General features: G+C 68.5%; 18 protein-coding genes. 7 read left to right on the top strand and 11 right to left on the bottom strand.

Features of this window, described 5'->3' with window-relative positions; genetic code table 11:
* Positions 1 to 12: 12 nt before the first annotated feature.
* A complete protein-coding gene (locus tag AC57B5_RS10895; RefSeq protein WP_492385473.1) occupies positions 13 to 1233 on the bottom strand; it encodes an aminoacetone oxidase family FAD-binding enzyme in 1221 nt (406 codons plus the stop codon).
* A 199-nt stretch (positions 1234 to 1432) separates the two neighbouring features.
* Here AC57B5_RS10895 and AC57B5_RS10890 point away from each other — a divergent pair, with 199 nt between their 5' ends.
* Positions 1433 to 1936, top strand: coding sequence for an acyl-CoA thioesterase (locus AC57B5_RS10890; protein ID WP_013803479.1), 504 nt, complete (start codon positions 1433 to 1435; stop codon positions 1934 to 1936).
* Here AC57B5_RS10890 and AC57B5_RS10885 read toward each other — a convergent pair.
* The 5 genes from AC57B5_RS10885 to AC57B5_RS10865 all read right to left on the bottom strand — a co-directional run bounded on the left by AC57B5_RS10885 (position 1923) and on the right by AC57B5_RS10865 (position 11135).
* Positions 1923 to 4964, bottom strand: coding sequence for an ATP-binding protein (locus AC57B5_RS10885; protein ID WP_496399503.1), 3042 nt, complete (start codon positions 4962 to 4964; stop codon positions 1923 to 1925). The two genes, AC57B5_RS10890 and AC57B5_RS10885, sit on opposite strands and share 14 nt — an antisense overlap.
* Before the next feature lie 149 nt (positions 4965 to 5113).
* Entirely contained in the window at positions 5114 to 5926 is an 813-nt protein-coding gene (gene cobA / locus AC57B5_RS10880) for a uroporphyrinogen-III C-methyltransferase (RefSeq protein WP_496399502.1), read from the bottom strand.
* A gap of 27 nt (positions 5927 to 5953) precedes the next feature.
* Complete coding sequence (gene ybiB / locus AC57B5_RS10875) at positions 5954 to 6868, bottom strand: DNA-binding protein YbiB (RefSeq protein ID WP_496399501.1); 915 nt, start codon at positions 6866 to 6868, stop codon at positions 5954 to 5956.
* Between the two features lie 98 nt (positions 6869 to 6966).
* Positions 6967 to 9804, bottom strand: a complete 2838-nt coding sequence (locus AC57B5_RS10870; RefSeq protein ID WP_496399500.1) for a nitrate reductase — start codon at positions 9802 to 9804, stop codon at positions 6967 to 6969.
* A 50-nt stretch (positions 9805 to 9854) separates the two neighbouring features.
* Positions 9855 to 11135 (bottom strand): NAD(P)/FAD-dependent oxidoreductase, encoded by a 1281-nt coding sequence (locus AC57B5_RS10865; protein WP_013803474.1) that lies wholly within the window; start codon positions 11133 to 11135, stop codon positions 9855 to 9857.
* 413 nt (positions 11136 to 11548) lie between these two features.
* Between AC57B5_RS10865 and AC57B5_RS10860 the strand changes: the two genes are divergently transcribed.
* The 3 genes from AC57B5_RS10860 to AC57B5_RS10850 all read left to right on the top strand — a co-directional run bounded on the left by AC57B5_RS10860 (position 11549) and on the right by AC57B5_RS10850 (position 14822).
* Positions 11549 to 13288 carry a methyl-accepting chemotaxis protein gene (locus tag AC57B5_RS10860; RefSeq protein WP_496399499.1) on the top strand — a complete coding sequence of 580 codons (1740 nt, stop codon included), beginning with the start codon at positions 11549 to 11551 and terminating at the stop codon, positions 13286 to 13288.
* 130 nt (positions 13289 to 13418) lie between these two features.
* A complete protein-coding gene (locus AC57B5_RS10855; protein WP_198821657.1) occupies positions 13419 to 14072 on the top strand; it encodes a DUF937 domain-containing protein in 654 nt (217 codons plus the stop codon).
* 309 nt (positions 14073 to 14381) lie between these two features.
* Positions 14382 to 14822 carry a CBS domain-containing protein gene (locus AC57B5_RS10850; protein ID WP_012204294.1) on the top strand — a complete coding sequence of 147 codons (441 nt, stop codon included), beginning with the start codon at positions 14382 to 14384 and terminating at the stop codon, positions 14820 to 14822.
* Positions 14823 to 14882: 60 nt separating this feature from the next.
* Here AC57B5_RS10850 and AC57B5_RS10845 read toward each other — a convergent pair whose 3' ends face one another.
* The 4 genes from AC57B5_RS10845 to AC57B5_RS10830 form a co-directional block, all read right to left on the bottom strand.
* Complete coding sequence (locus AC57B5_RS10845) at positions 14883 to 15689, bottom strand: ABC transporter ATP-binding protein (protein ID WP_013803472.1); 807 nt, start codon at positions 15687 to 15689, stop codon at positions 14883 to 14885.
* Positions 15686 to 16621, bottom strand: coding sequence for a nitrate ABC transporter permease (ntrB, locus tag AC57B5_RS10840; RefSeq protein WP_496399498.1), 936 nt, complete (start codon positions 16619 to 16621; stop codon positions 15686 to 15688). Before ntrB ends, AC57B5_RS10845 begins: the two co-directional genes overlap by 4 nt.
* A gap of 40 nt (positions 16622 to 16661) precedes the next feature.
* Positions 16662 to 17942: a CmpA/NrtA family ABC transporter substrate-binding protein gene (locus AC57B5_RS10835; RefSeq protein ID WP_496399497.1), complete on the bottom strand. Its 1281-nt coding sequence runs from the start codon at positions 17940 to 17942 to the stop codon at positions 16662 to 16664.
* Between the two features lie 309 nt (positions 17943 to 18251).
* Positions 18252 to 19517, bottom strand: coding sequence for a nitrate- and nitrite sensing domain-containing protein (locus tag AC57B5_RS10830; RefSeq protein ID WP_099752629.1), 1266 nt, complete (start codon positions 19515 to 19517; stop codon positions 18252 to 18254).
* A gap of 330 nt (positions 19518 to 19847) precedes the next feature.
* On the opposite strand from AC57B5_RS10830, the gene AC57B5_RS10825 reads away from it, so the two are divergent.
* Positions 19848 to 21545: a putative bifunctional diguanylate cyclase/phosphodiesterase gene (locus AC57B5_RS10825; protein WP_496399496.1), complete on the top strand. Its 1698-nt coding sequence runs from the start codon at positions 19848 to 19850 to the stop codon at positions 21543 to 21545.
* Positions 21546 to 21635: 90 nt separating this feature from the next.
* Complete coding sequence (tsaD, locus tag AC57B5_RS10820) at positions 21636 to 22676, top strand: tRNA (adenosine(37)-N6)-threonylcarbamoyltransferase complex transferase subunit TsaD (protein WP_012204300.1); 1041 nt, start codon at positions 21636 to 21638, stop codon at positions 22674 to 22676.
* Between the two features lie 181 nt (positions 22677 to 22857).
* Here the strand turns inward: tsaD and AC57B5_RS10815 are convergent, their stop codons facing one another.
* Positions 22858 to 23238: an Hsp20/alpha crystallin family protein gene (locus AC57B5_RS10815; protein ID WP_034391459.1), complete on the bottom strand. Its 381-nt coding sequence runs from the start codon at positions 23236 to 23238 to the stop codon at positions 22858 to 22860.
* A 97-nt stretch (positions 23239 to 23335) separates the two neighbouring features.
* Between AC57B5_RS10815 and AC57B5_RS10810 the strand changes: the two genes are divergently transcribed.
* Entirely contained in the window at positions 23336 to 24646 is a 1311-nt protein-coding gene (locus AC57B5_RS10810; protein WP_496399495.1) for a branched-chain amino acid ABC transporter substrate-binding protein, read from the top strand.
* The last annotated feature ends 1 nt before the right edge of the window (position 24647 follow it).

The raw sequence follows: 24647 nt of genomic DNA, 5'->3' as shown, positions 1-24647 counted from the left end.
CGATCTGACAAATCACGCACAAGGCAAGGCCTGCGCGCACGCATACCCGCTGGCCCAGGCCCATTGGAAGTTGTATCCGCCCAGCCAGCCGGTGATGTCCACCACCTCGCCGATGCAGTACAGGCCGGGCTGTGTCTTGCATTCCATGGTCTGTTGCGAAAGCGCACGCGTGTCCACGCCGCCCAGCGTCACTTCGGCCTTCTTGTAGCCTTCGGTGCCGGTGGGCACGATCTCCCAGCGCGACAGGCGCTCGGCCAGCTGGTTCAGGGCCTTGTCCGAGGCTTCGGCAATGGGGCGCTGCCAGGCCGCGTCCTGCTGTACCCAGGCATCGGCCAGGCGCGAGGGCAGCCACTGCGCCAGTTCGTTGGCGATGAGCTTGCGCGAGCGCGACTTGGCCTTGAGCAATTCGTCCTGCAGGTCCACCTCGGGGGCGAGGTTGATGCACAGGGGCGTGCCGGGCTTCCAGTAGCTCGAGATCTGCAGCACGGCGGGACCGGACAGGCCGCGGTGCGTGAACAGCAGGTCTTCCATGAAGGCCATGCGCTCTTTCTTGCTGCCGGTGCTGATCTCCACGGGCAGGGCCAGACCCGCGAGCTGGGCGTAGGGGGCCCAGGCATCGCCGTCGAAGGTCAGCGGCACCAGGCCCGGCGTGCGCTCGACCAGGGGCAGGTCGAACTGCTGGGCCAGGCGGTAGCCGAAGTCGGTGGCGCCGATCTTGGGAATGGACAGCCCGCCCGTGGCGATGACCAGGCTGGGCGCCTGCACGGCGCCACGGCTGGTCTGCAGGCGGTACTGGCCTTCCGCATGCGCGACGGAATCGACCTTGCAGGGCTGCCAGCGCTGCACGCCGCCGGCCTGGCATTCGGCCAGCAGCATGGCGATGATGTCCTCGGCCGAGCGGTCGGCGAACAGCTGGCCCTTGTGCTTTTCATGGTGGGCAATGCCGTGCCTGTCCATCAGCGCGATGAAGTCGGACGGCGTGTAGCGCGACAGGGCCGAGCGGCAGAACTGCGGGTTGCCGCCCACGAAGTGCTTGTGCGGCGCACGCACGTCCAGATCGCGGTTGGTGAAGTTGCAACGGCCGCCGCCCGAGATGCGGATCTTCTCGGCCACCTTCTCCGCGTGGTCCAGGAGCAGCACCGACAGGCCCCGCTGTCCGGCCTGGGCCGCACAGAACAGACCGGCCGCGCCAGCGCCGATGACGATGGCGTCGAAAGAGAGGGAAGAGGTCACAAAAACGTCACTCGGGGGGCAAAAGGGCGCCCATTCTCGCGCACTTGTGCCAGCCCTTCGCGTGCCCTGTGAAACTGGCGTGTCCTGAAGCCAGGGACACCGAGGAAGGGCCTATGCCGGCCGCGCCGCCCCGCACCGAGGGTGTCGTCCCCCTCTGGGGGAAGGCGCGCAGCGACTCAGGGGGACCTAAAATCCAGCGATGAATTTCCCATCGCACCAGCTGAGCATGACCGTGCTCATGTCGCCCGACATGGCGAACTTTTCGGGCAACGTCCATGGCGGCGCCGTTCTCAAGCAGCTCGACCAGGTGGCCTATGCCTGCGCCAGCCGCTACGCGGGCCGCTATGTGGTCACGCTGAGCGTGGACCAGGTGATGTTCCTGCAGCCCATCCACGTGGGCGAGCTGGTGACCTTCCTGGCCAGCGTCAACCACACGGGCAAGTCGTCGATGGAAATCGGCATCAAGGTGGTGGCCGAGGACATCCGCACCCAGGTGGTGCGCCATGTCAACAGCTGCTTTTTCACCATGGTGGCGGTGGACGAGAACAAGCAGCCTGCGCCCGTGCCCACGCTGGTGCCGGCCACCGACGAGGAAAAGCGCCGCTGGCAGGCCGCGCTGATCCGCAAGGACCTGCGCCGCGAGCTGGCCCAGCGCTTCGAGCAAAGCCGCGTGACGGCCAGCAGCTCGGTCAAGCCGGGCTGAGCGTGGAGGGGGCGGCCGGTGGCCGATGCCAGGTGCCGGGCGCGCTGCCCTGCAACTCGTCCCGCACCTGCTCGATGACGCGCCTGAGGTCTTCCATGGAAGCCGGCTTGGACAGCACCTCGTCGGCACCGGCCTGCAGGTAGCGCAGGGCTTCGGAGGCCTCGGGACTGGCGGTCAGCGCAATCACGCGGCAGCGGCGCAGCTGGTTTTCGGCTTCCCGCCGACGCAGGCGCCGGATGAACTCGAAGCCGTCCATGATCGGCATGCGGCCGTCGGTGATGATGAGATCAAAGGACTCGACCAGGCAACGCGCCCAGGCCTCCTGTCCATCGCCGGCCAGCGAGATGCCGTGGCCCAGCGCGGTGAGCTGGCTCTTGAGCAGCTCGCGATTGAACATATAGTCTTCCACGGCCAGGATTCTGAGTTCGGGCTCGGCTGGGACTTCGGGCTGGGGCTCGGTGCCTGTATCGGCCTTTGCACGCAGCTCCAGGGGCGCGGGCATGAGCCGGGGCAATACTTCTTCGGCCGACGGCCTGTCGTCCGGCTCCACCAGCGGCAGGCTCAACCTGACCGTGAAGCGTGAGCCCCGGCCCGGCACGCTCTCCAGGGTGATGGTCCCCCCCATGTGCTCCAGCAGGCGGCGCGTGATGCTCAGGCCCAGGCCGCTGCCGAAGGCCTGGTCCTGATGGGCGCCCGGCACCTGCGAAAAGGGCTTGAACAGCCGGGCCTGGTCCTGCGGGGCAATGCCGATGCCGGTGTCCTCCACCTCCATCTGCAGCAGCAGGCGGTCATGGCGGGGGGTGCCTTGCGCGCGCAGGGTGACGCTGCCGCGTTCGGTGAATTTGATGGCATTGCTCAGCAGGTTGAACAGCACCTGCTTGAGGTGCAGCGGGTCGGCCGTCACGCTGTGGTCCACGCCCTTGCCAACCTGGGTGCGCAGCGACAGCCGCTTGCCGTGCGCCAGGCCCTGCAGCAGCGGGGCCATGTCTTCGATCAGAGGCCGCAGCGCCACGGGCTGGGGCGTGGAGTCGATGTGGCCCGACTCGATGCGGTGCAGGTCCAGCACATTGCCCAGCAGCAGCAGCATGCCCTGTGAGGCCTTGTGGGCCGCGGCCAGCGTATCGCGGTGGGGCAGGCCGAGTTTTTCGCGGTCCTGAGCCAGCTCCAGCAGGCCGATGATGGCGCTCAGGGGCGTGCGTATCTCGTGGCTGGTGGTGGACAGGAACAGGCTTTTGGCCCGGTTGGCGGCCTCGGCGCGCCGCTCGGCACGGCGCGTCCTGCGCATCTGGCGGCTCAGGTAAAAGCCCCAGACCAGGGAGGTGGCCGTGGCCAGCGCCAGCGCTGCCAGCAGCAGCAGCAGGCGCTGGCGGTGCTCGCGCCAAAAGCGCGTGCCGCTGCCGCTATCGCGCGGCGCCCACAGGCGCACGATTTCGGCCATTTCTTCGGGTGAGATGGACAGTTGGGCCTTCTCCAGAATGCTCAGAAGCTCGGGCTCGGCGGCATGCACGGCCAGGCTCACGGGGCGGGTGTAGTCCTCCAGGATCCCGGTGAGCTGCAACTGGTTGCCCAATTGCTGGGCGTTGGCATAGCGCGCTGCGTAGTCGTTGCCGACGAAGGCATCGCTGTCATCGGCCGCCACGCTGGCCAGGGCCTGGGCCAGGTCGGGATACAGCTGCAGCCGTATGCGCGGATGCTCGCGGCGCACCGTGTCTTCCAGGAAGAAGCCAGCCACCATGGCCACGCGCTTGCCCTCCAGTCCCTGCAGGTGGTGTATGCCCTTGTCGCGCTGTGTGCCCGCATTCGCCTCGGGCCGGGCCAGCACCACCACCGCGCTGCGCAGGTAGGGCGGCAGCAGCTTGATATCGGGCGATGCAATCGGCGGCGAGGTGTAGACGGGAGTGAGCAGGGCCTTGCCCGAGCCCAGAATGGCCTCGAGTTCGGTGTAGTTGCGTGCGGTCACGTAGTCGAACTGCAGGCCGGCTCGGTGGCTGATCAGGTCCAGGTAGTCGGGTCCTATGCCCTCGGCCTGGCGGTCGGCATTCAGCTTTCCCAGCGATCCCAGCGAGCTGTTGAGCACCACGGGAATGCGGGGATGGGCATCCAGCCACTGCTTTTCCGAGGGTGTCAGGGCCACGCGGTCGCTTCCCAGCAGCGGACGGCGGCTGCCGCTCCAGCTGTGCAGAATGTCGTCGCCATGCTGCAAGGTGATGGCGGGCAGTGCCTGGTCCAGATAGGCCTTCAGCTGCGTATCGTCATGCCGCACCAGCATGCCGAAGCCCCGGCTTTCTATGGGGGCAAAGCCCTGCACGCGCAGGTTGAGCAGGTAGTTGGCCTGGATCAGGTAGTGCACCGTGACCGTGTCGCCGACGAAGCCGTCGATCTCGCCCAGGCTCAGCGCCTCCAGCGCGCGGCGGGGTGTTTCATAGGTCAGCAGCTCGCTGAGAGGATAGGCGGCCGCAACCTGGGAGCGCAACAGCTGGTCGGGCGTCATGGCCAGCCGCGCGCCCCGGCGCTCCGCGTCGAAGGGCGCATGCGAGAGCGACACCAGCACGGGCTGGCTGGGCAGGTAGGGCACGCTCAGGGCCAGGTCGGCGCGTTCGGCCTCCAGCTCGGTGCCCTCGCAGGCCAGGTCGATCTCGCCGCGCCGCAGCGCATCGAGCACGGCCACGCGCGATCCATAGGTCTTGAAGCGCACCGGCGTGGGAAACAGTAGTCCCAGGTGGTCGGCCGTGATGCCCTGGAAGCGCTCGCCATCGATCATTTCCAGGGGAGGATGGTCGGGCAGGGAAATGCCCACGGTCAGCGGCCCGCGCGCCTGCAGCCACTGGCGGTGCGCGGGTGTGAGCCAGGGCTTTGCAGCGGCCGTGACGCGCGTGGCCAGCACCATTTCGGCGCCTCCAGCCAGGCCGGGCATGAGCAGGGCCATGCCCAGCGCGCAGCCGGCCAGCAGCGGCGACCACGTGCGCCGCCATGCGGACAGCCGTATCTGCGCAGCTGTGGAAGTGAAAATAAGGCCTGGTGTTTTCATGGAATCCCCCGATGGCGCTACCGCCGCCTGGCGGAGCTGACGGTCTGCCAAAACGGTCTAAACGCCGTTTCGGCAGCCAACAGGGGATTTTTAATGAAAACTAATGACTTTTATGAATCGATAGATTTTTGATTGCAGCAATCTCGCACTCAGGCGGCTGCAACCGCAGCGGTGAGCTGCGTCTGAGGTTCGGCCATTGCCCGTACGCCATGGATCACATCGCCAACGACGATGACGCTGGGGCTGCCCAGGCCCGTGTCGGCAATGCACTCCACCAGCGCGCCCAGCGTGGTCAGCGCGTGGCGCTGTTGTGGCAGGCTGGCGTGCTGGATCACGGCCACGGGCGTGGCTGCGGGCAGGCCATTGAGCAGCTCGGCGCGGATGTGCTCCACGCTGCTCACGCCCATGTAGATCACCAGGGTGAGCCGCGCATCGCGCGCGGTGGCGGCCAGCTGGCGCCAGTCGGTGCCGCTGTCGCCGGGCTTGGCGTGGCCCGTGATGAAGACCACGCCGTGCGCGCGGTCGCGGTGCGTGAGCGGGGCGCCCAGGCTGGTGAGCCCGGCCAGGCCAGCGGTGATGCCGTTGATGACCTGGACCTCGACGCCCGCTTCGCGCAGGTGCTCCACCTCTTCGCCGCCGCGCCCGAAGATGAAGGGGTCGCCGCCCTTCAGGCGCACCACGGTCTCGCCCTCCTGCACGGCGCTCAGCATGAGCTTTTCGATGAAGGCCTGGGGCGTGCTCTTGCAGCCGCCGCGCTTGCCCACGTAGACGATGCGCGCCGTAGGCGCGGCATGGGCCACGATGGCGTCGCTGACCAGGTCATCGACCAGCAGCACGGTGGCGGCCTGTATGGCCTTGAGGGCCTTGATGGTCAGCAGCTCCGGGTCGCCGGGGCCGGCGCCGACCAGGGTGCAGGTGCCGCGCCGGGCGGTGTTCGCGGGGGTGTGGGACGGGGTCGTCATGGCGGGGCTCCGTTTTTTCTGGGGTATTCAGCGAATCTGATCGGCAAGGTGGACGATGTGTTCCACCTGGCGTGTGAGCGCGGGCGGCACGGGCAGCCGGCCCGCGAGCACGTCTTTGGTGTAGCGCGCCGTGGTGTCCACGTCGATCTCGGCGGGCAGGCCCGGCACGTCGGAGGCGGTGCCGCTTTGCTGCTCGGCCAGCAGCTGGTGGGCGCCTGCCACAAAGCCGTCGTAGCGCGGCAGCCGGCGCGGGTCGGCCGCGACCTCGCCTTCCAGCCCGCGCGAGAGCAGGACATTCATGCCCAATGTCCCGAAGGTGCCGTGCAGCATGGGCAGGTACTCGGGATGGGTGTAGGCCGTCACCAGCAGGCAGGGGCCGTCGCAGGGCGCCAGCAGCTTGACCACGCTGTGGCCCGGGTTGCGCAGGCCGATGACCTCGCGCACGGACAGCAGGCGCGCCAGGGACGGGTGCAGATGTTCGGTATGGATATGGGCCACCTGGCCGCCGGCCAGGGCCTGGGGAGATGGCAGCGGCGCAATGCCCAGGGCCTGCAGCACATCGCTGGCCAGGATGCGGCGCGCCTCGGTGCGCATGCCGTGCAGCAGCACGGGCAGGCCTTCGCGTGCCAGCAGCAGGGCCAGCAGGGGCGTGAGCACGGGCAGGCGGCGCGCGCCGTTGTAGCTGGGCAGCACGATCACGGGGCGGCCATTGGCCGAGGCGGGAAAACGGGCGGCGCGCGCATGCACGGCGTCCAGGAAGCCGCTCATCTCCTCGACGGTCTCGCCCTTGATGCGCATGGCGATGCAAAAGGCCCCGATCTCCAGGTCGCTGACGCCGCCGTCCAGCACCTGGCCGAACAGGTCGGCCGCCTGCGGGCGCTCCAGCGCCTTGGCTCCGCGTGCGCCGCGGCCTATTTCCTTGATGTATTGGCTGATGCCCATGGCGTTGCAATCGTGGGTGGAATCCTGTGGGGGCATATTTTCCCGCAGGTTTCATTACTTTTCGCTATATATGCAAACCCGTTGTTCAATCGCCTCTTTCATGCGGCCTCCTGGCTCTTCGCCAGGGGGATGTGGCGCACCAGGCGCTTGAGCTCGGGCAGGCAGGAGCCGCAATTGGTGCCGCAGCGCAACTGGCCCTGCAGCGCGGCCAGGCGCGCGTCGTCGCTGCCCTCGCAGCGCGCAAGCGCGCCTGCGATGGCGGTCTCGTCCACATCGAAGCAGGTACAGACCTGGCGCGCACGCGGCTGGATGGCCAGCGGCGCCGAGCCCGAGGGCATGAGCAGCAGGCGGCCATAGTCCTGTGCCGGCACCTGGTCCTGCAGCAGGGTGGACAGCCAGCTGCCCGCGCGCGTGTCGCCGGCCAGCAGCAGGGCCGCGACCGTGGTGGACAGGCTGTGGCGGTCCAGCCGCAGCGCGCGGCTGTGCTGGCGGCGGCGGTCGGTGTAGCGCAGGGTGTCGGCGGCATCCAGGCCCAGCAGGGATTCGATCCGTGCGAGGACGGCCTCGCCCGGCGCCTCATGCGCGGCGGCGCGCAGCAGCACGCCGTGCCGGGCCCGGGCGGCGTCCTGCAGCGGGACGGCATTGCCGAAGGGCACGCAGCTGGCAAAGCCGAAGTGCGGCATGAGGGCGGACAACTGCTCGCGCACGGCCAGCACCCGGTCCTCGGGCAGCCAGGCCATGGCCAGCAGGGTCCAGGGCAGTTCGGCCTTTTGCAGCTTCACGGCCGTGTGCTTGAGTTCGGGCTGCTTGGAGCCGGGGCACAAGGCCGGTGTGGTCAGGGCGTTGATGCCGCCCATTGAAGTGCCGCCCAGGTACTCGCCGCCCCAGTGCATGGCCATGAAGAGCTGGGAGGGCGTCAGCGTGCCATCGGGCTGCACCGGCACCAGCAGGGCGCCGCGCCGGCTGCTCATCTGCACCAGGTCGCCCGCGCGCAGGCCGCGCTCGGCCATGTCCCGCGGGTGCATTTGCAGGCAGGGCTCGGCGGCATGGCCGAACAAGCGGCCCAGCTGGCCCGTGCGGCTCATGCCGTGCCACTGGTCGCGCAGCCGGCCCGTGGTCAGGCTGAAGGGATAGTGCGCATCGGGCGGCTCGGCCAGCGGCTGCCAGGGCAGCAGGGCAAAGCGTGCGCGGCCATCGGGCGTGGGAAAGCGGCCGTCTTCGTAGAGCCGTGCGCGGCCCTGGGCTGCGCCTTCGGGCAGCGGCCATTGCTGGGGGCCTTGCGCGTCCAGCAGATCCCAGGACAGGCCGGTGATGTCCAGGTCACGCCCGCGCGTGCTCTCGCGGTGCTCGTTCCAGATGGCCTGGGCGCCGGCAGCGGCGTCTTCGGTGTCGTAGGGAAAGAGGCTGGGCCGGCCCGGGCGCAGCCGTGCCTCCATGCGCCGCGCGCAGTCCACGGCAATGCGCCAGTCATGGCGCGCGGCGCCGGGTGCGGCCACGGCGGGGCGCACGCGCGAGATGCGCCTTTCGCTGTTGGTCACCGTGCCGATCTTCTCGCCCCAGGTGGTGGCAGGCAGAAGCAGGTCGGCGTAGGCGCAGGTGGCGGTGGTGGCAAAGGCCTCCTGCACGATGACGAATTCGGCCCGCTGCAGCGCGCGCCGCACCAGGGCCTGGTCGGGCATGCTTTGCGCAGGGTTGGTGCAGGCTATCCACAGCGCGCGGATCTCGCCCTCGGCGGCGGCCTCGAACATCTCCACGGCGGTCTTGCCGGGGCGGGGCGGCACGGCGTCCACGCCCCACAGTGCGGCCACTTCGGCGCGGTGGGCCGGGTTGGCCAGGTCGCGGTGGGCCGACAGCAGATTGGCCAGCCCGCCCACCTCGCGCCCGCCCATGGCATTGGGCTGGCCCGTGAGCGAGAAGGGTCCCGCGCCTGCGCGCCCGATCTGGCCCGTGGCCAGGTGCAGGCCGATCAGCGCGGCGTTCTTGGCCGTGCCGTTGCTGCTCTGGTTCAGGCCCTGGCAGTACAGGCTCAGCGTGGCGCCACGGGCGGCGCCGTCGCGTGCATCCCCGCCCAGCGCAAACCATTGCGCGGCCTGGAACAGATCGTGCCGGGGCAGGCCGCAGAGCTCGCCCACGCGCTCGGGCGTGGCCTCCCGCACCAGGGCCTGCAGGTCGGCAAAGCCGCTGGTGTGGCGCGCGATGTAGGCCTGGTCCAGCCAGCCTTCCAGTTCCATGATGTGCAGCATGCCGTGGAACAGCAGGGTGTCGCTGCCGGGGCGCAGCGGCAGGAAGAGGTCGGCCATGCCGGCCGTGTCGGTGCGGCGCGGGTCGGCCACGATGATCTTCATCTGCGGCCGCGCGGCACGCGCCTGCTCGATGCGCCGCGTGAGCACGGGATGCGCCCAGGCCGCGTTGCTGCCCGCGATGAAAAGGCAGTCCGCATGGTCCACATCCTCGTAGCAGGCCGGTGGCGCGTCGGCGCCCAGCGTGAGCTTGTAGCCGGCCACGGCGCTGCTCATGCAAAGGCGCGAATTGGTGTCGATGTTGTTGGTGCCGATCAGGCCCTTGGCCAGCTTGTTGAAGACGTAGTAGTCCTCGGTCAGCAACTGGCCGCTCACATACAGGCCCACGGCGTCGGGGCCGTGCTCCTGCACGATGGAGGCCAGCCTGCCGGCGGCCAGGTCCAGTGCGGCATCCCAGCCCACATCCTGGGGCGCCGCGCCGCGCGTGGCACGCAGCGCGGGCTGCAGCAGCCGCGTCTGCTGTGCCAGGGCGGGCGAGGCCGTCAGGTGCAGGGTGCTGCCCTTGGTGCACAGGCGGCCGTGGTTGGCGGGGTGCGCCGGATCGCCACGCACGCCCGTGATGCGCGCACCATCGCTTTCGATGAGGACGCCGCAGCCTACGCCGCAATAGGGGCAGGTGGATCGGGTTTCTTGCATGGTGGGCCTGGGGTGGATGAGGGAAGGGCAGGGCACGGGGGCGGGCGCCGTCACGCGCCGCTGGCCGGGTCGGCCTGGCTGGCCTTGCTGGCTTGGCTGGCTTGGCTGGCTTGACTTTCGCCGAACATGAGGCGGTCGCGCAGTTCCTGCACTGCCACGCCATCGCGCAACAGGCGGAAGTACCAGCCACCGTCCTCGGTGTCGCCATACAGGCAGGCGCCGACCAGCCTGTCACCGCGCAGCACCAGCTTGCGGTATACGCCCGCGCCGGGGTCGCTGAGCACGATTTCCTCCGTGCCCTCGTCGCCGCGGAAGTCGCCCGCGCTGAACAGATGGATGCCCGTGACCTTGAGCTTGGCCGAGGTCTGCGAGCCCGGATAGCGGCCGATGCCCATCTCCGCCAGGTGGTTGGCCAGCACCTTGCCCTGCTCGAACAGGGGCGCCACCAGCCCGTAGGCCACGCCCCGGTGCGCCGCGCACTCGCCCACGGCGTAGATGCGCGGGTCGGTCACGGTCTGCAGCGTGTCGCTGACCACGATGCCGCGCTGCACGTGCAGGTGCATCTGCTCGGCCAGCGTGGTCTCGGGCCGGATGCCCACGGCCATGACCACCAGCGAGGCCGGTGCCTCGCGCCCGTCCTGCAGGTGCACGCAGGCCACGCGGCCCTGGCCGTCGCCCGTCAGCGCCCGGGTCTGGGCCTGCATCAGAAAGCGCATGCCGCGCTCGGCCAGCGAGGCCTGCAGCAAGGCGGCGGCGGTCTCGTCCAGCTGGCGGTCCAGCAGGCGCTCGCCCGCATGCACCACGGTAACGTCCATGCCGCGCTTCATGAGTCCGTTGGCGGCCTCCAGGCCCAGCAGGCCGCCGCCGATGACCACGGCATGGCGGTGGCTGGCGGCCGCCGCGATCATGGCCTGGGTGTCGGCAATGTCGCGGTAGCCCAGCACGCCTTCCAGCTCGCGCCCGGGCACGGGCAGCATGAAGGGGCGCGAGCCCGTGGCCAGGATCAGCCGGTCGTACTCGGCGCTCACCGGCTGTCCGGCCGCGTCCACGGCGTGCACCACGCGGCGCGCCCGGTCGACTGCGTGCACGCGGCAGCCCGCATGCAGGGTAATGCCGTGCTGCGCATACCAGGACCAGTCGTTGAGGATGATCTCGTCTAGCTGCTGCTCGCCCGCCAGCACGGGCGACAGCATGATGCGGTTGTAGTTGGGGTGGGGCTCGGCCCCGAATACCGTGATCTCGTAGAGGTCGGGCGCGATCTTGAGCAGCTCCTCCAGCGTGCGCACGCCGGCCATGCCGTTGCCCACCATCACCAGCCTGGATTTTTTCATCGTGCCCCCGTTGCGGTTCGGAAAACAAAAAAGACGTCCCCACGCTGCGCGGCCGATGGCTGCGCGCGGGGTGACGCCTTTGTCCCGGGCCGTGGCACGTCGTTGCGCCTGGCCCTGCGGCCCTCCATGGCCACGCCCGGGATTTAGCAAGCTGCGTGCCAGGCCTGCTGCCCTGTGGCGACTGATCGCCCGGGGACGCGAGCCCGCGCGGCCGTGCCAGGCTGGTGCGCCGCATGCATCAAAGCGGTGCGCGTGCTATCGATACGGTCCTATCAGATGTCTGAATCCAATGGAGGTTTTGTTTTTATTTGTTTCAAATGTGGCGATTCGGGGTAAAAACTGTGAACTCCGGCCAGCGGTTCGCTGGGCCGGATGGGGCACGCAGGATTTTTCTTCTTCAAGGGAGGATGCCTATGAGAGTGAATCTGCCGGTCAGTACGCGCGAGTACTCGTTTCCCAAGGGCCAGACCCTGGTCTCCACCACGGACCTGAAGGGCCGCATCCTCTACTGCAACCCGATGTTCATCGAGGTCAGCGGCTACGAGCGCGAAGACCTGCTGGGCCAGCCCCACAACATGATCCGCCACCCCGACATGCCGGAGGAAGCCTTCCGCGACATGTGGGAGACCATCTCGGCGGGCCTGCCCTGGTCCGCCCCCGTGAAGAACCGGCGCAAGAACGGCGACTTCTACTGGGTCATGGCCAATGTCACCCCGCTGATGGATGGCGACCGGCCCTCGGGCTACATGTCCGTGCGCACCGAGGCCACGCGCGAGCAGACGGATGCGGCCGAGCGCCTCTACGCCACCATGCGCGCCGAGAAGGACGCCGGGCGCCGGGTCCACGTGCTGCGTGCCGGCCACCTGTTGCGCAACAACCTGCGCGGCCGCCTGGCCAACGCATTGAGCCTGGGCCTGGCCGGCAAGCTGGTGCTGATCTTCTTCATGGTGGTGGCGGCGGCCTTTGGCGCGGCGCTGGCGGGAGGGCATACGCTGGACGCATGGTCTGCGCTGGCCTGGCTGGCGGTCTGCATCTTCACGGGCCTGGCCGGGGCCTGGGCCTACCGGCTGACCGTGGCGCCGCTAGCGCAGATGGTGCTGCTGGCCAACCGCCTGGCGGCCGGCGACCTGACGCAGACCATACGCATCACGCGCAAGGACGTGGTGGGCGATCTGCAGAAGGCGCTGAGCCAGCTCAACGTGAACCTGCTGTCCATCGTGCGCGATGCGCGCGAGGAAAGCGACAAGATGCAGATCTCCAGCCGGGAAATCGCGCAGGGCAACCATGACCTGTCCGCGCGCACCGAAACCCAGGCGGGCAACCTGCAGCAGACGGCGGCCTCCATGGAGGAGATCACGGGCACCGTCAAGCACACGGCCGACTCGGCCCGCCAGGCCACGGACCTGGCCGCCCAGGCCAGCGAGGTGGCCGAACGCAGCAGCGGCGCCGTCGATGGCGTGGCCGCCACCATGAAGCAGATCCAGGCCGCGTCGGGGCGCATCGGAGAGATCACGCAGCTGATCGACTCCATCGCCTTCCAGACCAATATCCTGGCGCTGAACGCTGCGGTGGAGGCCGCGCGCGCAGGCGACCAGGGCCGGGGCTTTGCGGTCGTGGCGGCCGAGGTGCGCAGCCTCTCGCAGCGCACGCTGGCGGCGGCCAAGGAGATCCGCGAGCTCATCGACGACTCCGCCGCCAAGGTGCTGGACGGCAACCAGAGGACCGAGGTGGCGCAGAAGACCATGATCGAATCGCTGGATCTGGTGCGGCGCGTGAGCCTGCTGATCGGCGAGATCCACAGCGCCTCCAGCGAGCAGCTCAGCGGCATCTCGCAGGTCAACGCGGCCGTGGCGCATCTGGACAGCATCACGCAGCAGAACGCGGCCCTGGTCGAGCAGAACGCGGCATCGGCCATGGCCTTGCAGGCCCAGGCGCAGACCGTGTCGGAAACCGTGCAGGTGTTCCGGCTGGACGCCACGGGCCGCTCGCCTGCCGCAGCGGGCGATGCCGTGGCCCTGCGCCGCTCCATGAAGGCCCAGGCACAGAGCCCGGCAGGCGGCCAGGCACGCAGCCAGGCACGCAACCAGGTGCAGAGCCCGCCACAGATGCGGCAGGCGCGCGCGCAGCCGCAGAGGGTGCTGACCACGAGCTGACCCCTGCGGGTTCCTGCGGCCGCTGGAAAACATCGTTGACACTTGGACGCGGCGCCGTCATGTGCGCTGCGCAGGCTTGCGCATACCATGTGGCTTTGTGTTGACCGGGCGACCGGATGAAGGAACGACCATGAACTCCAGCTCTTCCCTGGCCGCCGAACTGATGGCCCAACTGCAGGGCGCGCCCATGCAGCAGATGGCGGACCAGATCGGCGCCAGCCCCGCCCAGACCGAAAGCGCCGTGGGCGCGGCCTTGCCCGTGCTGCTGGCCTCGCTGGGCCGCAATGCGGCCGATCCGCAGGGCGCGGCCAATCTCTTCGGCGCTCTGCAGCGCGACCATGGCGCGGCCAGCGGCGGCGCCGGTGGCGGCCTGGACCTCGGCGGCCTGCTGGGCTCGCTGCTGGGCGGCGGCGCAGGCGCGGGCGGCAATGCAGGTGGCGGGCTCGATGGCGCAGCCATCCTGGGCCACATCCTGGGCGGCAACCAGCAGCGCGCGCAGGACGGACTGGGCCAGGCCACGGGCCTGGGCAGCGGCGGCGCGGCCCAGCTGCTGCAGCTGCTGGCCCCCATCGTCATGTCCTTTCTTGCACAGCGCGTGAGCGCAGGCGGCATGGATGCCGGCGGCCTGGGCCAGGTGCTGGGCCGCGAGCATGCGCAGGCGCAGCAGCAGGGCGGCCTGGGTGGTGGTTTGCTGGGCAGCCTGCTCGATCAGGATGGCGACGGCCAGGTAGGTCTCAGCGATCTGATGAAGATTGGTGGCAGCCTGCTGGGCGGCCGCCGCTGAAATGATGCAACACCCCCTGAGCCGCTTCGCGGCTTCCCGTTGCACGGCGCCCCTCTCTCGCTTCGCGGGAGGGGAACGACGCCGTCGGCTAGGCGCCCCCGCCGCGAGGCGGCTCTTGCTCGGCGTCTCTCGCTTAGGTAGCGCCAGTCGTATGCGCTGCAGGCGGCTCTATTGCAGGACCAACGGATAGGTTGGGATCAGGGGAACGGGCAGGGCCGGTGCGTGTGCATACACGCGCTGGCCCTGTTGCTTTTTGGGCGCAGTTCGGATGACACTAGAACCGAATTGGCGAACGACTGAAAGGCACCCATGACAGCAGTTGCAGACATTCTCAAGTCCAAGGCCAGCGGCGCGGTGTACAGCATCGCGCCTACCGATTCCGTGCTCGACGCGCTGCGGCTCATGGCCGACAAGGGCATTGGCGCCCTGCTCGTGATGGAGGGCAGCGAGATCGCAGGCATCGTCACCGAGCGCGACTACGCGCGCAAGATCGCGCTGCTGGGGCGCACCTCGGGCGCCACCCTGGTGCGCGACGTGATGACGCGCGACGTGCTCTTCGTCGGCCCCACCCAGACCACGCAGGAATGCATGGCGGTGATGACCGAGAACCGGCTGCGCCACCTGCCCGTGGTGGACGAGGGCGGCAAGCTGCTGGGCCTGATCTCCATCGGAGACCTGGTCAAGGACATCATCTCCGAGCAGAAGTTCATCATCGAGCAGCTGGAGCACTACATCTCGGGCCGGCACTGAGCCGGGGCTCGGCCGGCCCGCAATGTGCAGGGCCTGGAAGGCGGCAGGACCGGCGAAGGTTCAGGCCGCCTTTTCCACATGCCCCTGGCGCGTATAGAGGAAGTCGATCACCGCCTTGCGGCACTCGCGGTAGCGGTCGTCCTCGGCCAGCGCCACGCGGTTGCGCGGCCGGGCGATGCCGACTTCCAGCACCTCGCCGATGGTGGCTGCCGGGCCGTTGGTCATCATCACGATCTTGTCGGACAGCAGCACGGCCTCGTCCACGTCGTGGGTGACCATGACCACGGTGCTTTGCGTGCGCGCCACGATCTCCAGCAGCTCGTCCTGGAGCTTGGCGCGCGTGAGCGCATCGAGCGCGCCGAAGGGCTCGTCCATCAGCAGCACCTGCGGCTCCATCGACAGCGCGCGCGCAATGCCCACGCGCTGCTTCATGCCGCCCGAGATTTCACCGGGACGCTTGTGCGCGGCATGGGCCAGGCCCACCAGCTCCAGCGCGGCCAGGGTGCGTGCCTTGAGCTGGGCGCGGCTTTCCGTGCGGCCATAGACGCGCTCCACGGCCAGGTGGATGTTGCCCTCGCAGGTCAGCCAGGGCAGCAGCGAGTGGTTCTGGAAGACCACGGCGCGCTCGGGCCCGGGGCCCTTGATCTCCTTGTTGGCGCACAGCAGCACGCCCGTGGTGGGCGTGGTCAGGCCCGCGATCAGGTTCAGCAGGGTGGACTTGCCGCAGCCCGAGTGGCCGATCAGCGAGACGAACTCGCCCCGCGCAATGGTCAGGTCGATATTGCGCAGCGCCGGAAACAGGCCCTTGGCGGTCTTGAAGCTCTGCTCCACGCCCTGGACCTCGATGAACTTGGACGATGCATTCATGCCTTCACCTCTTCGAACGTAAATGCCGTTGCCAGCTTGACCAGGGCCATCTCCAGCAGCAGGCCCACGATGCCGATCACGAAGATCGCGATGATGATGTTCTTGACGTTGAGGTTGTTCCACTCGTCCCAGACCCAGAAGCCGATACCCACGCCGCCGGTGAGCATCTCGGCCGCGACGATGACCAGCCAGGCCGTGCCCACGGCCAGGCGCACGCCAGTCAGCATGTAGGGCAGCACGGCGGGGAGCAGGATGGTGGTGGTGATCTTCCATTCGCTGAGGTTGAGCACGCGCGCCACGTTCATGTAGTCCTGGGGCACGCGCTGCACGCCCACGGCGGTGTTGATGAGCATGGGCCAGATCGAGCAGATGAAGATGGTCCAGATGGCCGCCGGGTTGGCGCCCTTGAAGACCAGCAGGCCGATGGGCAGCCAGGCCAGCGGCGATACCGGGCGCAGCAGGCTGATCAGCGGGTTGAACATGCGCGACAGGAAGTTGAAGCGCCCGATCACGAAGCCGGCCGGAATGCCGACCAGGGCCGCCAGGCCAAAGCCCACGGCCACGCGCTGCAGCGAAGCCAGCACATTCCAGCCCACGCCCTGGTCATTGGGGCCGTTGCGGTAGAACGGGTCGCTGAAAATCTCCACCGCCTGCTGCCAGGTCGCCAGGGGCCCCGGAATGCTCTGGCCCGAGCCTGCAGCCACCAGGGACCACACGCCCACCAGCAAACCCAAGCCGCACAGCGGCGGCAGCACGGCCAGCCAGAAGGCACGCGAGAGCGCTGCCCAGTCGCGCGGGGCGGCGGGTGCCCGGGCCTGGGGGGCCGGCGCGGCTGGAGCGGCGGGCCCTGAGACCTGCGCGGAGATCGGTGTGGAAGCGGCTGCCGGTGCGGCAGCGGATTCGGCCGGGAAGTGGAAGACGGCGCTGACCATGGTGTGTTCCTCTGTGGGGTGGGGCTTCAAAGGGGATCTCTCAGGCCTTGATGGCAAAGCTGTCTGCGTACTTGCGCGGGTCCTTGCCGTCCCAGACCGTGCCATCCATGAGCTTGCTGCTGCGCATCTCCGCCTTGGGCAGCGGGGCCTTGGCGGCGGTGGCGGCCTGCTGGTAGATGTCCAGGCGGTTGATGGAGCGGGCCACGCCCAGGTAGTCGGGGTGGTCCTTGAGCAGGCCCCAGCGCTTGTGCTGGGTCAGGAACCACATGCCGTCGGACAGGTAGGGGTAGCCCACGCTGCCGTCGCCGTAGAACTTCATGTGGTTGGGGTCGTCCCAGGTCTTGCCCATGCCGTCCTGGTAGCGGCCCAGGATGCGCTGGTTGATGGCATCCACGCCCGTGTTCACATAGGCCTTGCCGGCGATGGTCTCGGCCATGCGGGTCTTGTTGGCCAGGCTCTCGTCGATCCAGCGGCCGGCCTCGATGATGGCCGCCGTCACGGCGCGTGCCGTGTTGGGGTTCTGGCGTGCGAACTCGGCCGTGGTGCCCAGCACCTTTTCGGGGTGGTCCTGCCAGATGGACTGGGTGGTGGCGGCCGTGACGCCGATGCCGTCCATGATGGCGCGGTGGTTCCAGGGCTCGCCCACGCAAAAGCCGTCCATGTTGCCCACGCGCATATTGGCCACCATCTGCGGCGGCGGCACGGTGATGACCTTAGCATCCTTGAGCGGGTGGATGCCGTTGGCCGCCAGCCAGTAGTACAGCCACATGGCATGCGTGCCCGTGGGAAAGGTCTGGGCAAAGGTGTATTCGCGCTTTTCGCTGGCCATCAGCTTGGCCAGGCCCGCGCCATTGACGGCACCCTTGTCGGCCAGTTTCTTCGACAGCGATATGGCCTGGCCGTTGTGGTTGAGCGTCATCAGCACGGCCATGTCCTTCCTGGCGCCGCCCACGCCCAGGTGCACGCCGTAGACCAGGCCGTAGAGCACGTGGGCAAAGTCCAGCTCGCCGTTGACCAGCTTGTCGCGCACGCTGGCCCAGCTCGCTTCCTTGGAGGGAATGATCTTGACGCCGTACTTCTGATCGATCCCGAGCACCGAGGCCATCACCACGCTGGCGCAGTCGGTCAGCGGGATGAAGCCGATGCGCACCTCTTTCTTCTCTGGCGCATCCGAGCCGGCCGCCCAGGCGCCATGGTGGCCCAGCTGGGTGTAGAGCGCCGCACCGCCTGCCAGCGTGCCGGCCTGGCGCAGAAAGTCGCGCCGGGGCAGGGCCGGGCCGGCGGTGAGAGGGCCTGTGGTGGGCTTGGGGCTTGACGCCATGGCGGAACTCCTTCGATCGTCGGGAATGGAACACTTGCAAACGGGCCCTGTTCCAAGCAAAACGGCGTCCTCTCCAGCCGCGCTGCGCGGGGAGAGTGACGCCGTTGTCCTGGGGCCTTGAATCAAGACCGGGGTCCCGGCCGCCTTTGGCCGGGAGTTGCCAGAGTCAATGCAGAAAGCGTGCCAGGCCGTGTTCACAGGGGGCCATGCCGTCCATCGGCCTTGCCAGCCTCGCCGGGCCACCTTCTGGTGCGTTCCATGGCACCAAGTCGGTGCTGCACTGCAGCATGGCTCGCACCGGCCCGGCGTTCAATGCGCAGGTGGTAGGAGATCGGCCATGGAAAGCACGGCCTGCGCCACATCGGCCAAGCGGCGGTTCTGGTTCATGGCGGTCTGGCGCAGCAGCTTGTGGGCCTCGCCTTCGCTGAGCTGGCGCCGCGCCATCAGCAGGCCCTTGGCGCGTTCCAGCAGCTTGCGCTCCGTGAGCGTGGCGCGCACGGTCTCCAGCTCGGCCTGCATGGCCTGCAGGCGCTGCGACTGGTCCTGCACCAGGTCCATCACGGAACGGTCCAATTGCGGCCCCAGCCGTGCGGCCGGGGGCTGCAGCTCGCCCGGCGCCAGCGTGGCCGAGACCGGCGTGGTTGCCAATGCCTGCGGCGCCTGCAGCAGCGTCTGCAGGGCGGCGCGGGCATCGGCAATGCGGTGCTGGCATTGCTGCTGCAGCTCGGCCGTCAGGCGGGCCTCGACGGTCTGCAGCGCGTCCATGCGCTGCGAGCAGCTGTCGAACCAGGGCTCGGCCATCTCCACGGACAAAGGCGCGCCCGCCGTGGCCGTGCAGCCCACGCGGCGCAGCCGCTCGATCACGGCCAGCGTGGCGTCGGCCGCGCTGCTTTCTTGCCACAGGGCCAGGGAATGGGGCGGCGCGAACTCCGCAAAGACCTGAAAGCAGCGCTCCTGCGAGGCTATCAGGTGCAGCCAGTGCTGCTGGCGCGGCGCATCGCTCACGCCCGCGCCGAACGCAGCCACGCCCGTGGCGCGCTCCTGGCCCGCGAACTCCTTGCCCTGCATGAAGTTGAACAAGGCCACCAGCAGGCGCGAGATGCCGGGCTCGGGTGCGCTGTCCGCCGCCTCGAAGACCACGGCCAGCAGGCCGGCCACCAGATCGATATAGAGGGCCGTGGCCGCCTCCGGCGACAGCGCGCGGCTGGCGACGCGCTCACGCAGCGCGGGCAAGGCGTCCAGGCACTGCAGCACATGGGCGATGCGGCTGAACAGCCGCGCGCCATGGCCGGGGTGGCCGGTGAGTCCCGCACCACCGGGCTGCATGTCCACCAGCTCGAAGCCGTCGCGCGCCGCAGCGGCCATGCGGTCGCACTCGGCCATCTGCGCCAGCCTGGCCGGGCCGCCGCGCGCGCCTGCGCTGGCCAGAAAGACGTTGGACAGGCCGCGCTCCTTTTGCAGCGCATGGATGAGGCGGCTGAGCAGATCCACCAGGGCGCTGGTGCGCTGCAGTTGCTCCAGCTCGCCGATTTCGCACTGCCGCGCGGCCACAAGAAAGTTGAGAGCGGTTTTCATGGGAGCTTGGTCCTGTCTGCCTGCCTTGATGCAGTTTGCCTTGGTGCAAGGGACCTGGATGCAATTCCCATGCCGGGGCGTCGCGCGGTGCTTGCATGGGCACGGGATCGATGATTTGATAGAATTTTTTTAATGATTTGAAATTTTCGATACACAAACTGACGTGTAAGCGTGTCGAATGTTTGCAAAGCGAATGGGGCGGTATTTCAAGAAAAGCCCCGTTCATCCGGCGCACATGGCAGCGCAGACCACGGCATTGGGCTGCGCAATGCGGCAGTGAGGCTGAATCGGCATGAGTTTGAAATATCACGAGAAGATCGGTTTTTCCCCATGCATTGGCTGTTCATGACCGAGGGGGTGTCCCGGTGGATACCTGCGCGCTGGCGCGGCCCGACATTTGCGTGCTGGCTGGCTTCGCTGCTGCCCTGCATGGCGCAGGGTCAGGTGCTTGCGGCTGCCCAGGACGGCGTCGCGTCGGCGCAATTTGCCGATGAGGGCCTCTGGTTCGCTGGATGGCATGCCCTCGGCCCGTGGGGTGCCGGTGCGTTCGTGGCGTTCCTGCTGGTGTGCTCGGTGCTCTACATCCGCATGCGCTGCAAGGCGCAGCGCCTGACGCAGTCGCTCAAGCAGAGCAATGAGAAATTGCTGCGCGCCAATGTGAAGCTCAAGCGCATCGCCTTCCGAGACCCGTTGACCGGTACGGCCAACCGGGCGCTTTTCGAATACCGGCTGGGCCGCACGATTGCGCGCGCCGACAGCTCGGTGGAGCAGCCGGGGCCCTGCGGGCCGGTGCGCGTGGGCCTGCTGTACATCGACCTGGATGGATTCAAGCCCATCAACGATGTGGAAGGCCATGCCGCAGGCGATGCGCTGCTGTGCCAGGTGGCCGTGCGCCTGGGCCATATGACGCGCAAATCGGACACGCTGGCGCGCGTGGGTGGCGACGAGTTCGTGCTGCTGCTGGGCTGCCTGGCTTCGGTGGACGACGCCGTGGCCATGGCAGGCCGCGTGCAGAAGGCCTTGAGCCAGCCGTTCGACCTGCCAGGAAAGGCGGTCTCCATCAGCAGCTCCATCGGCGTGGCCATCTATCCCGACCATGGCAAGAAGGAAAAGCTCATGGCGGCGGCCGATGCCGCCATGTACACGGCCAAGCGTGCCGGCGGGAACACCTACGCCATCTTCAAGGAAAGCATGCGCCAGGGCGTGGTCGCGCAGTTCGACCTGCAGCAGGCCCTGCGCCGCGCCGTGGCCAGCCAGCAGCTGGTGCTGTTCTATCAGCCCAAGATCGATACCCGCACGGGCCGCATCCGCAGCGTGGAGGCGCTGGCGCGCTGGAACCACCCGCAGTTCGGCCTGATCAGTCCCCGCGTGTTCATCCCGCTGGCCGAGCGCTTCGGCCTGATCAGCGAGATCGGCGACTGGGTCATCGACGAGGCCTGCCGCCAGACCGCGCAATGGGCGCGCGAGCGGCGCTTCATGCGGGTGTCCATCAATATCTCGGGCTACCAGCTCTTTCAGACGCGGCTGGCGCAGTTCATCGCCGAGGCGATCGCAAGGCACCGCATCCGGCCCGAGCAACTGGTCTTCGAGATCACCGAGTCCGTGGCCATGGAGGACGACAAGACCACCATGGCCGTGATTGCCGAACTCACGGGCATGGGCGTGCAGATCTCCATCGACGACTTCGGCACCGGCTACTCCAGCCTGGCCCTGCTGCGCCAGCTGTGCGCCGACGAGGTGAAGATCGACCGCAGCTTTGTGCGCGACGTGGCCCTCAAGAGCGATGCGCGGGCGGTGGTCGATGCCATCGTGCGCCTGGCCCATGCGCTGGAGCTGCGCGTGGTGGCCGAAGGCGTGACCAACCAGCAGCAGCGCGAAGTGCTGCAGGCCCTGGGCTGCGACGAGCTGCAGGGCTTTTACTTCGCCCGCCCCATGGATGCCCAGGCACTGATCGCCAGCGAAATCTGGACCTCCGACGGCTTCGAGCCCGTGCGGTTCTCGCGCTCTTCGTACATAGACAACCTGTAGCGGAGCGCCGGCCGTGCAACTGCCCGCCTGCCAGGGGCCATTGAGGCCTGTGGCCGTGCGCCGCGCCCGCAGGTTCTACACTTCAGCCCCATGAGTTTGCTGATTCTGGGGATCGAATCCTCCTGCGATGAAACCGGCGTGGCCCTGGTCGAGGCCCCCGATGGCACGGGCGTGCCCACGCTGCTGTCCCATGCGCTGCACAGCCAGATCGACATGCACCGCGCCTACGGCGGCGTGGTGCCCGAGCTGGCCAGCCGCGACCACATCCGCCGCGTGCTGCCGCTGACCGAAAACGTGCTGGGCGAGTCCGGCCGCTCGCTGGACCAGGTCGATGTGATCGCCTTCACGCGCGGCCCCGGGCTGGCCGGCGCGCTGCTGGTGGGCGCGGGCGTGGCCTGCGCCATGGCTGCGGCATTGAACAAGCCCGTGCTGGGCGTGCACCACCTGGAAGGCCATCTGCTGTCGCCCTTCCTGAGCGCCGATCCCCCCGAATTCCCCTTCGTGGCCCTGCTGGTCTCGGGCGGCCACACGCAGCTGATGCGCGTGGACGGCGTGGGCAGCTACGCCATCCTGGGCGAGACCATCGATGACGCGGCCGGCGAGGCCTTCGACAAATCGGCCAAGCTCATGGGCCTGCCCTATCCGGGTGGCCCCGTGCTCTCGCGCCTGGCCGAAGGCGGCGATGCCCAGGCCTTCAAGCTGCCCCGGCCGCTGCTGCATTCGGGCGACCTGGACTTCTCCTTCGCCGGCCTGAAGACGGCCGTGCTGACCCAGGCGAAGAAGCTGGGCGATGACCTTGAGGCGCGCAAGGCCGACCTTGCCGCCAGCACGCAGGCCGCCATCGTCGAGGTGCTGGTCAAGAAGACCCTGGCCGCGCTGCAGCAGACCGGCATGAAGCGCGTGGTCGTGGCCGGCGGCGTGGGTGCCAACAGGCTGCTGCGCTCCCAGCTGGATGCGGCCTGCGCCAAGCGCAAGCTGCGCGTGCACTACCCCGAGCTGCACCTGTGCACCGACAACGGCGCCATGATCGCCATGGCCGCCGCCATGCGCCTGCAGGCGGGCCGGGAAGTGGCCAACAGGCACTACGCCTTCGACGTCAAGCCGCGCTGGCCGCTCGATTCGCTGGCCTGATTCTTCGGCCGCCTCTGCCTTCCCCATCACCGCGCTGTGCGGCGAGCCATCTCGATGCGCAGCCTGTGCCGCACAAAAAAAGCCCGGCATGTGCCGGGCTTTGAAAACGGGCTGTCACCTTGCTAAGAGGAGGGAAGAAAGGATGGTTGACAGCCCGGGTGCACAAACTCGATGACCGGATTTACTGGATGCTCAGCGTGGTGGCCTTGCTCTGCGGCTCCAGGCGGGCCAGGGACAGCGTGAGCACGCCGTTTTCCAGCTTTGCGCTGCTGGCGGCAGTGTCGATCTCATGGTCCAGCTCCCAGGCGCGCTGCACCTGGCGGGGCGCACCCTCGACGCTGGACAGACGGACCACGGCGCCTTCGATGCTCAGCTGCAGCTGCTCGCGGGACAGGCCGGGCACATCCAGCTGCAGCGTCGTGGCCTTTTCATCGCGCTGCACCTGCACCGACGAGGGAGAGTGGGCGGCGTTGCCCAGGGTGCCTTGCAGGAAGCGCTGCAGGGCCAGATCGGCGGCTTGGGGGTTGAAGGCGTTGCGGCGGAGAACAGGCGAGAAGATCATGGTGAAGTGGCTCCTATAAACTGCGCGGCTTCATCGAAGTTGTCGCCGCATGGAGCGTAGTTGAGCGGCGTTGAACGCATTTCAAGAGGGAAAAGCCATGAATAAATTGCGCCGCAAGGTCTTGAAAAGCGGTGCCATGGCGCTATTTGCGGCGCCCGCGCTGGCGGCCTGGGCCGCAAACGAACGCGGACAGCCCGTGCCCCCGCCGCGCGGCGAGCCCATACGGCTGGCGCTGATCGAAAGCCTGTCCGGCCCCTTTGCCAATACGGGCGAGGCCGTGTTCCGCAACCTGTTGTGGGCCACCGAGCGCGTGAATGCGCGCGGCGGTGTGCCACTGCCGGCCGCGCAGGGCGGCGCCCGGCCCCTGGCCATCGAACGCCATGACAGCAAGGGCCAGAACGAGGAGGCGCTGTCCGCGCTGCGCGCAGCCATCGACGGCGGTGCGCGCGTGGTCATGCAGGGCAATTCTTCGGCCGTGGCCGCCGTGCTGGTCGATGCCATTGCCAAGCACAACGAGCGCGATCCGGCCCGGCGCGTGCTGTACCTGAACTACTCGGCCGTCGATCCTGCGCTCACCAACGAGCGCTGCAGCTTCTGGCACTTTCGCTTCGACGCCCATGCCGACATGCGCATGGCCGCGCTGATGCAGGTGCTGCGCGAGGACGCGGCCGTGCGCAGCGCCTACCTGATCGGGCAGGACTACAGCTTTGGCCAGGCCGTGCTGCGCGAGGCACGGCGCCAGCTGGCCGCGCAGCGGCCCGATGTGGCCATCGTGGGCGACGAGCTGCACCCCGTGGGCCGCGTCAAGGACTTTGCGCCCTATGCCGCCAAGATCAAGGCCAGCGGTGCCCAGGCCGTGATCACGGGCAACTGGGGCAACGATCTGATGCTGCTGGTCAAGGCCGCGCGGGAGGCGGGTTTTGACGGCCGCTTCTACACCTTCTACGGCAATGCGCTGGGCGCGCCAGCCGCTTTAGGCGAGGCCGGCGTGGGCAAGGTGCTGGCCGTGGCCGACTGGCTGCCCAACGTGCCGGGCCCCGACAGCCAGGCCTTCTACAAGTCATTCCGCGAGCGCTTTCCCAGGCCTGCCGATGACTATGTGCACATGCGCATGCAGCTGATGATCGAGGCCCTGGCCCAGTCCATGGCGCGTGCGGGCAGCACCGACACGGTGGCCGTGGCGCAGGCGCTGGAAAGCGCGGACGTGACGCTGGCCGGGCGCAAGGGCCGCATGCGCGCGGCCGACCACCAGTTCCAGCAGGCGCTGGTGGTCGGTGTCATGGACAGGCAGGGCGCGCCCGGCGTGCCCTTCGATGTGGAGGGCTCGGGCTACGGCTTCCGCGTGGTGCGAGAAATCGAGGCGGCGCGTGCCGAGCAGCCTGCGATGTGCCGCATGCGGCGGCCCTGAC

It is taken from the genome of Delftia sp. BGA-UO-ETr-SB1 (assembly GCF_059567865.1).
Note: the sequence above shows the minus strand (reverse complement) of the source record. Positions and strands in the feature narration are given on the sequence as shown.

Coding starts and splice junctions, on each gene's coding strand:
- AC57B5_RS10890 (WP_013803479.1), top strand. CDS start 1,433: ATGAATTTCCCATCGCACCAGCTGAGCATGACCGTGCTCATGTCGCCC.
- AC57B5_RS10885 (WP_496399503.1), bottom strand. CDS start 4,964: ATGAAAACACCAGGCCTTATTTTCACTTCCACAGCTGCGCAGATACGG.
- cobA (WP_496399502.1), bottom strand. CDS start 5,926: ATGACGACCCCGTCCCACACCCCCGCGAACACCGCCCGGCGCGGCACC.
- ybiB (WP_496399501.1), bottom strand. CDS start 6,868: ATGGGCATCAGCCAATACATCAAGGAAATAGGCCGCGGCGCACGCGGA.
- AC57B5_RS10870 (WP_496399500.1), bottom strand. CDS start 9,804: ATGCAAGAAACCCGATCCACCTGCCCCTATTGCGGCGTAGGCTGCGGC.
- AC57B5_RS10865 (WP_013803474.1), bottom strand. CDS start 11,135: ATGAAAAAATCCAGGCTGGTGATGGTGGGCAACGGCATGGCCGGCGTG.
- AC57B5_RS10860 (WP_496399499.1), top strand. CDS start 11,549: ATGAGAGTGAATCTGCCGGTCAGTACGCGCGAGTACTCGTTTCCCAAG.
- AC57B5_RS10855 (WP_198821657.1), top strand. CDS start 13,419: ATGAACTCCAGCTCTTCCCTGGCCGCCGAACTGATGGCCCAACTGCAG.
- AC57B5_RS10850 (WP_012204294.1), top strand. CDS start 14,382: ATGACAGCAGTTGCAGACATTCTCAAGTCCAAGGCCAGCGGCGCGGTG.
- AC57B5_RS10845 (WP_013803472.1), bottom strand. CDS start 15,689: ATGAATGCATCGTCCAAGTTCATCGAGGTCCAGGGCGTGGAGCAGAGC.
- ntrB (WP_496399498.1), bottom strand. CDS start 16,621: ATGGTCAGCGCCGTCTTCCACTTCCCGGCCGAATCCGCTGCCGCACCG.
- AC57B5_RS10835 (WP_496399497.1), bottom strand. CDS start 17,942: ATGGCGTCAAGCCCCAAGCCCACCACAGGCCCTCTCACCGCCGGCCCG.
- AC57B5_RS10830 (WP_099752629.1), bottom strand. CDS start 19,517: ATGAAAACCGCTCTCAACTTTCTTGTGGCCGCGCGGCAGTGCGAAATC.
- AC57B5_RS10825 (WP_496399496.1), top strand. CDS start 19,848: ATGCATTGGCTGTTCATGACCGAGGGGGTGTCCCGGTGGATACCTGCG.
- tsaD (WP_012204300.1), top strand. CDS start 21,636: ATGAGTTTGCTGATTCTGGGGATCGAATCCTCCTGCGATGAAACCGGC.
- AC57B5_RS10815 (WP_034391459.1), bottom strand. CDS start 23,238: ATGATCTTCTCGCCTGTTCTCCGCCGCAACGCCTTCAACCCCCAAGCC.
- AC57B5_RS10810 (WP_496399495.1), top strand. CDS start 23,336: ATGAATAAATTGCGCCGCAAGGTCTTGAAAAGCGGTGCCATGGCGCTA.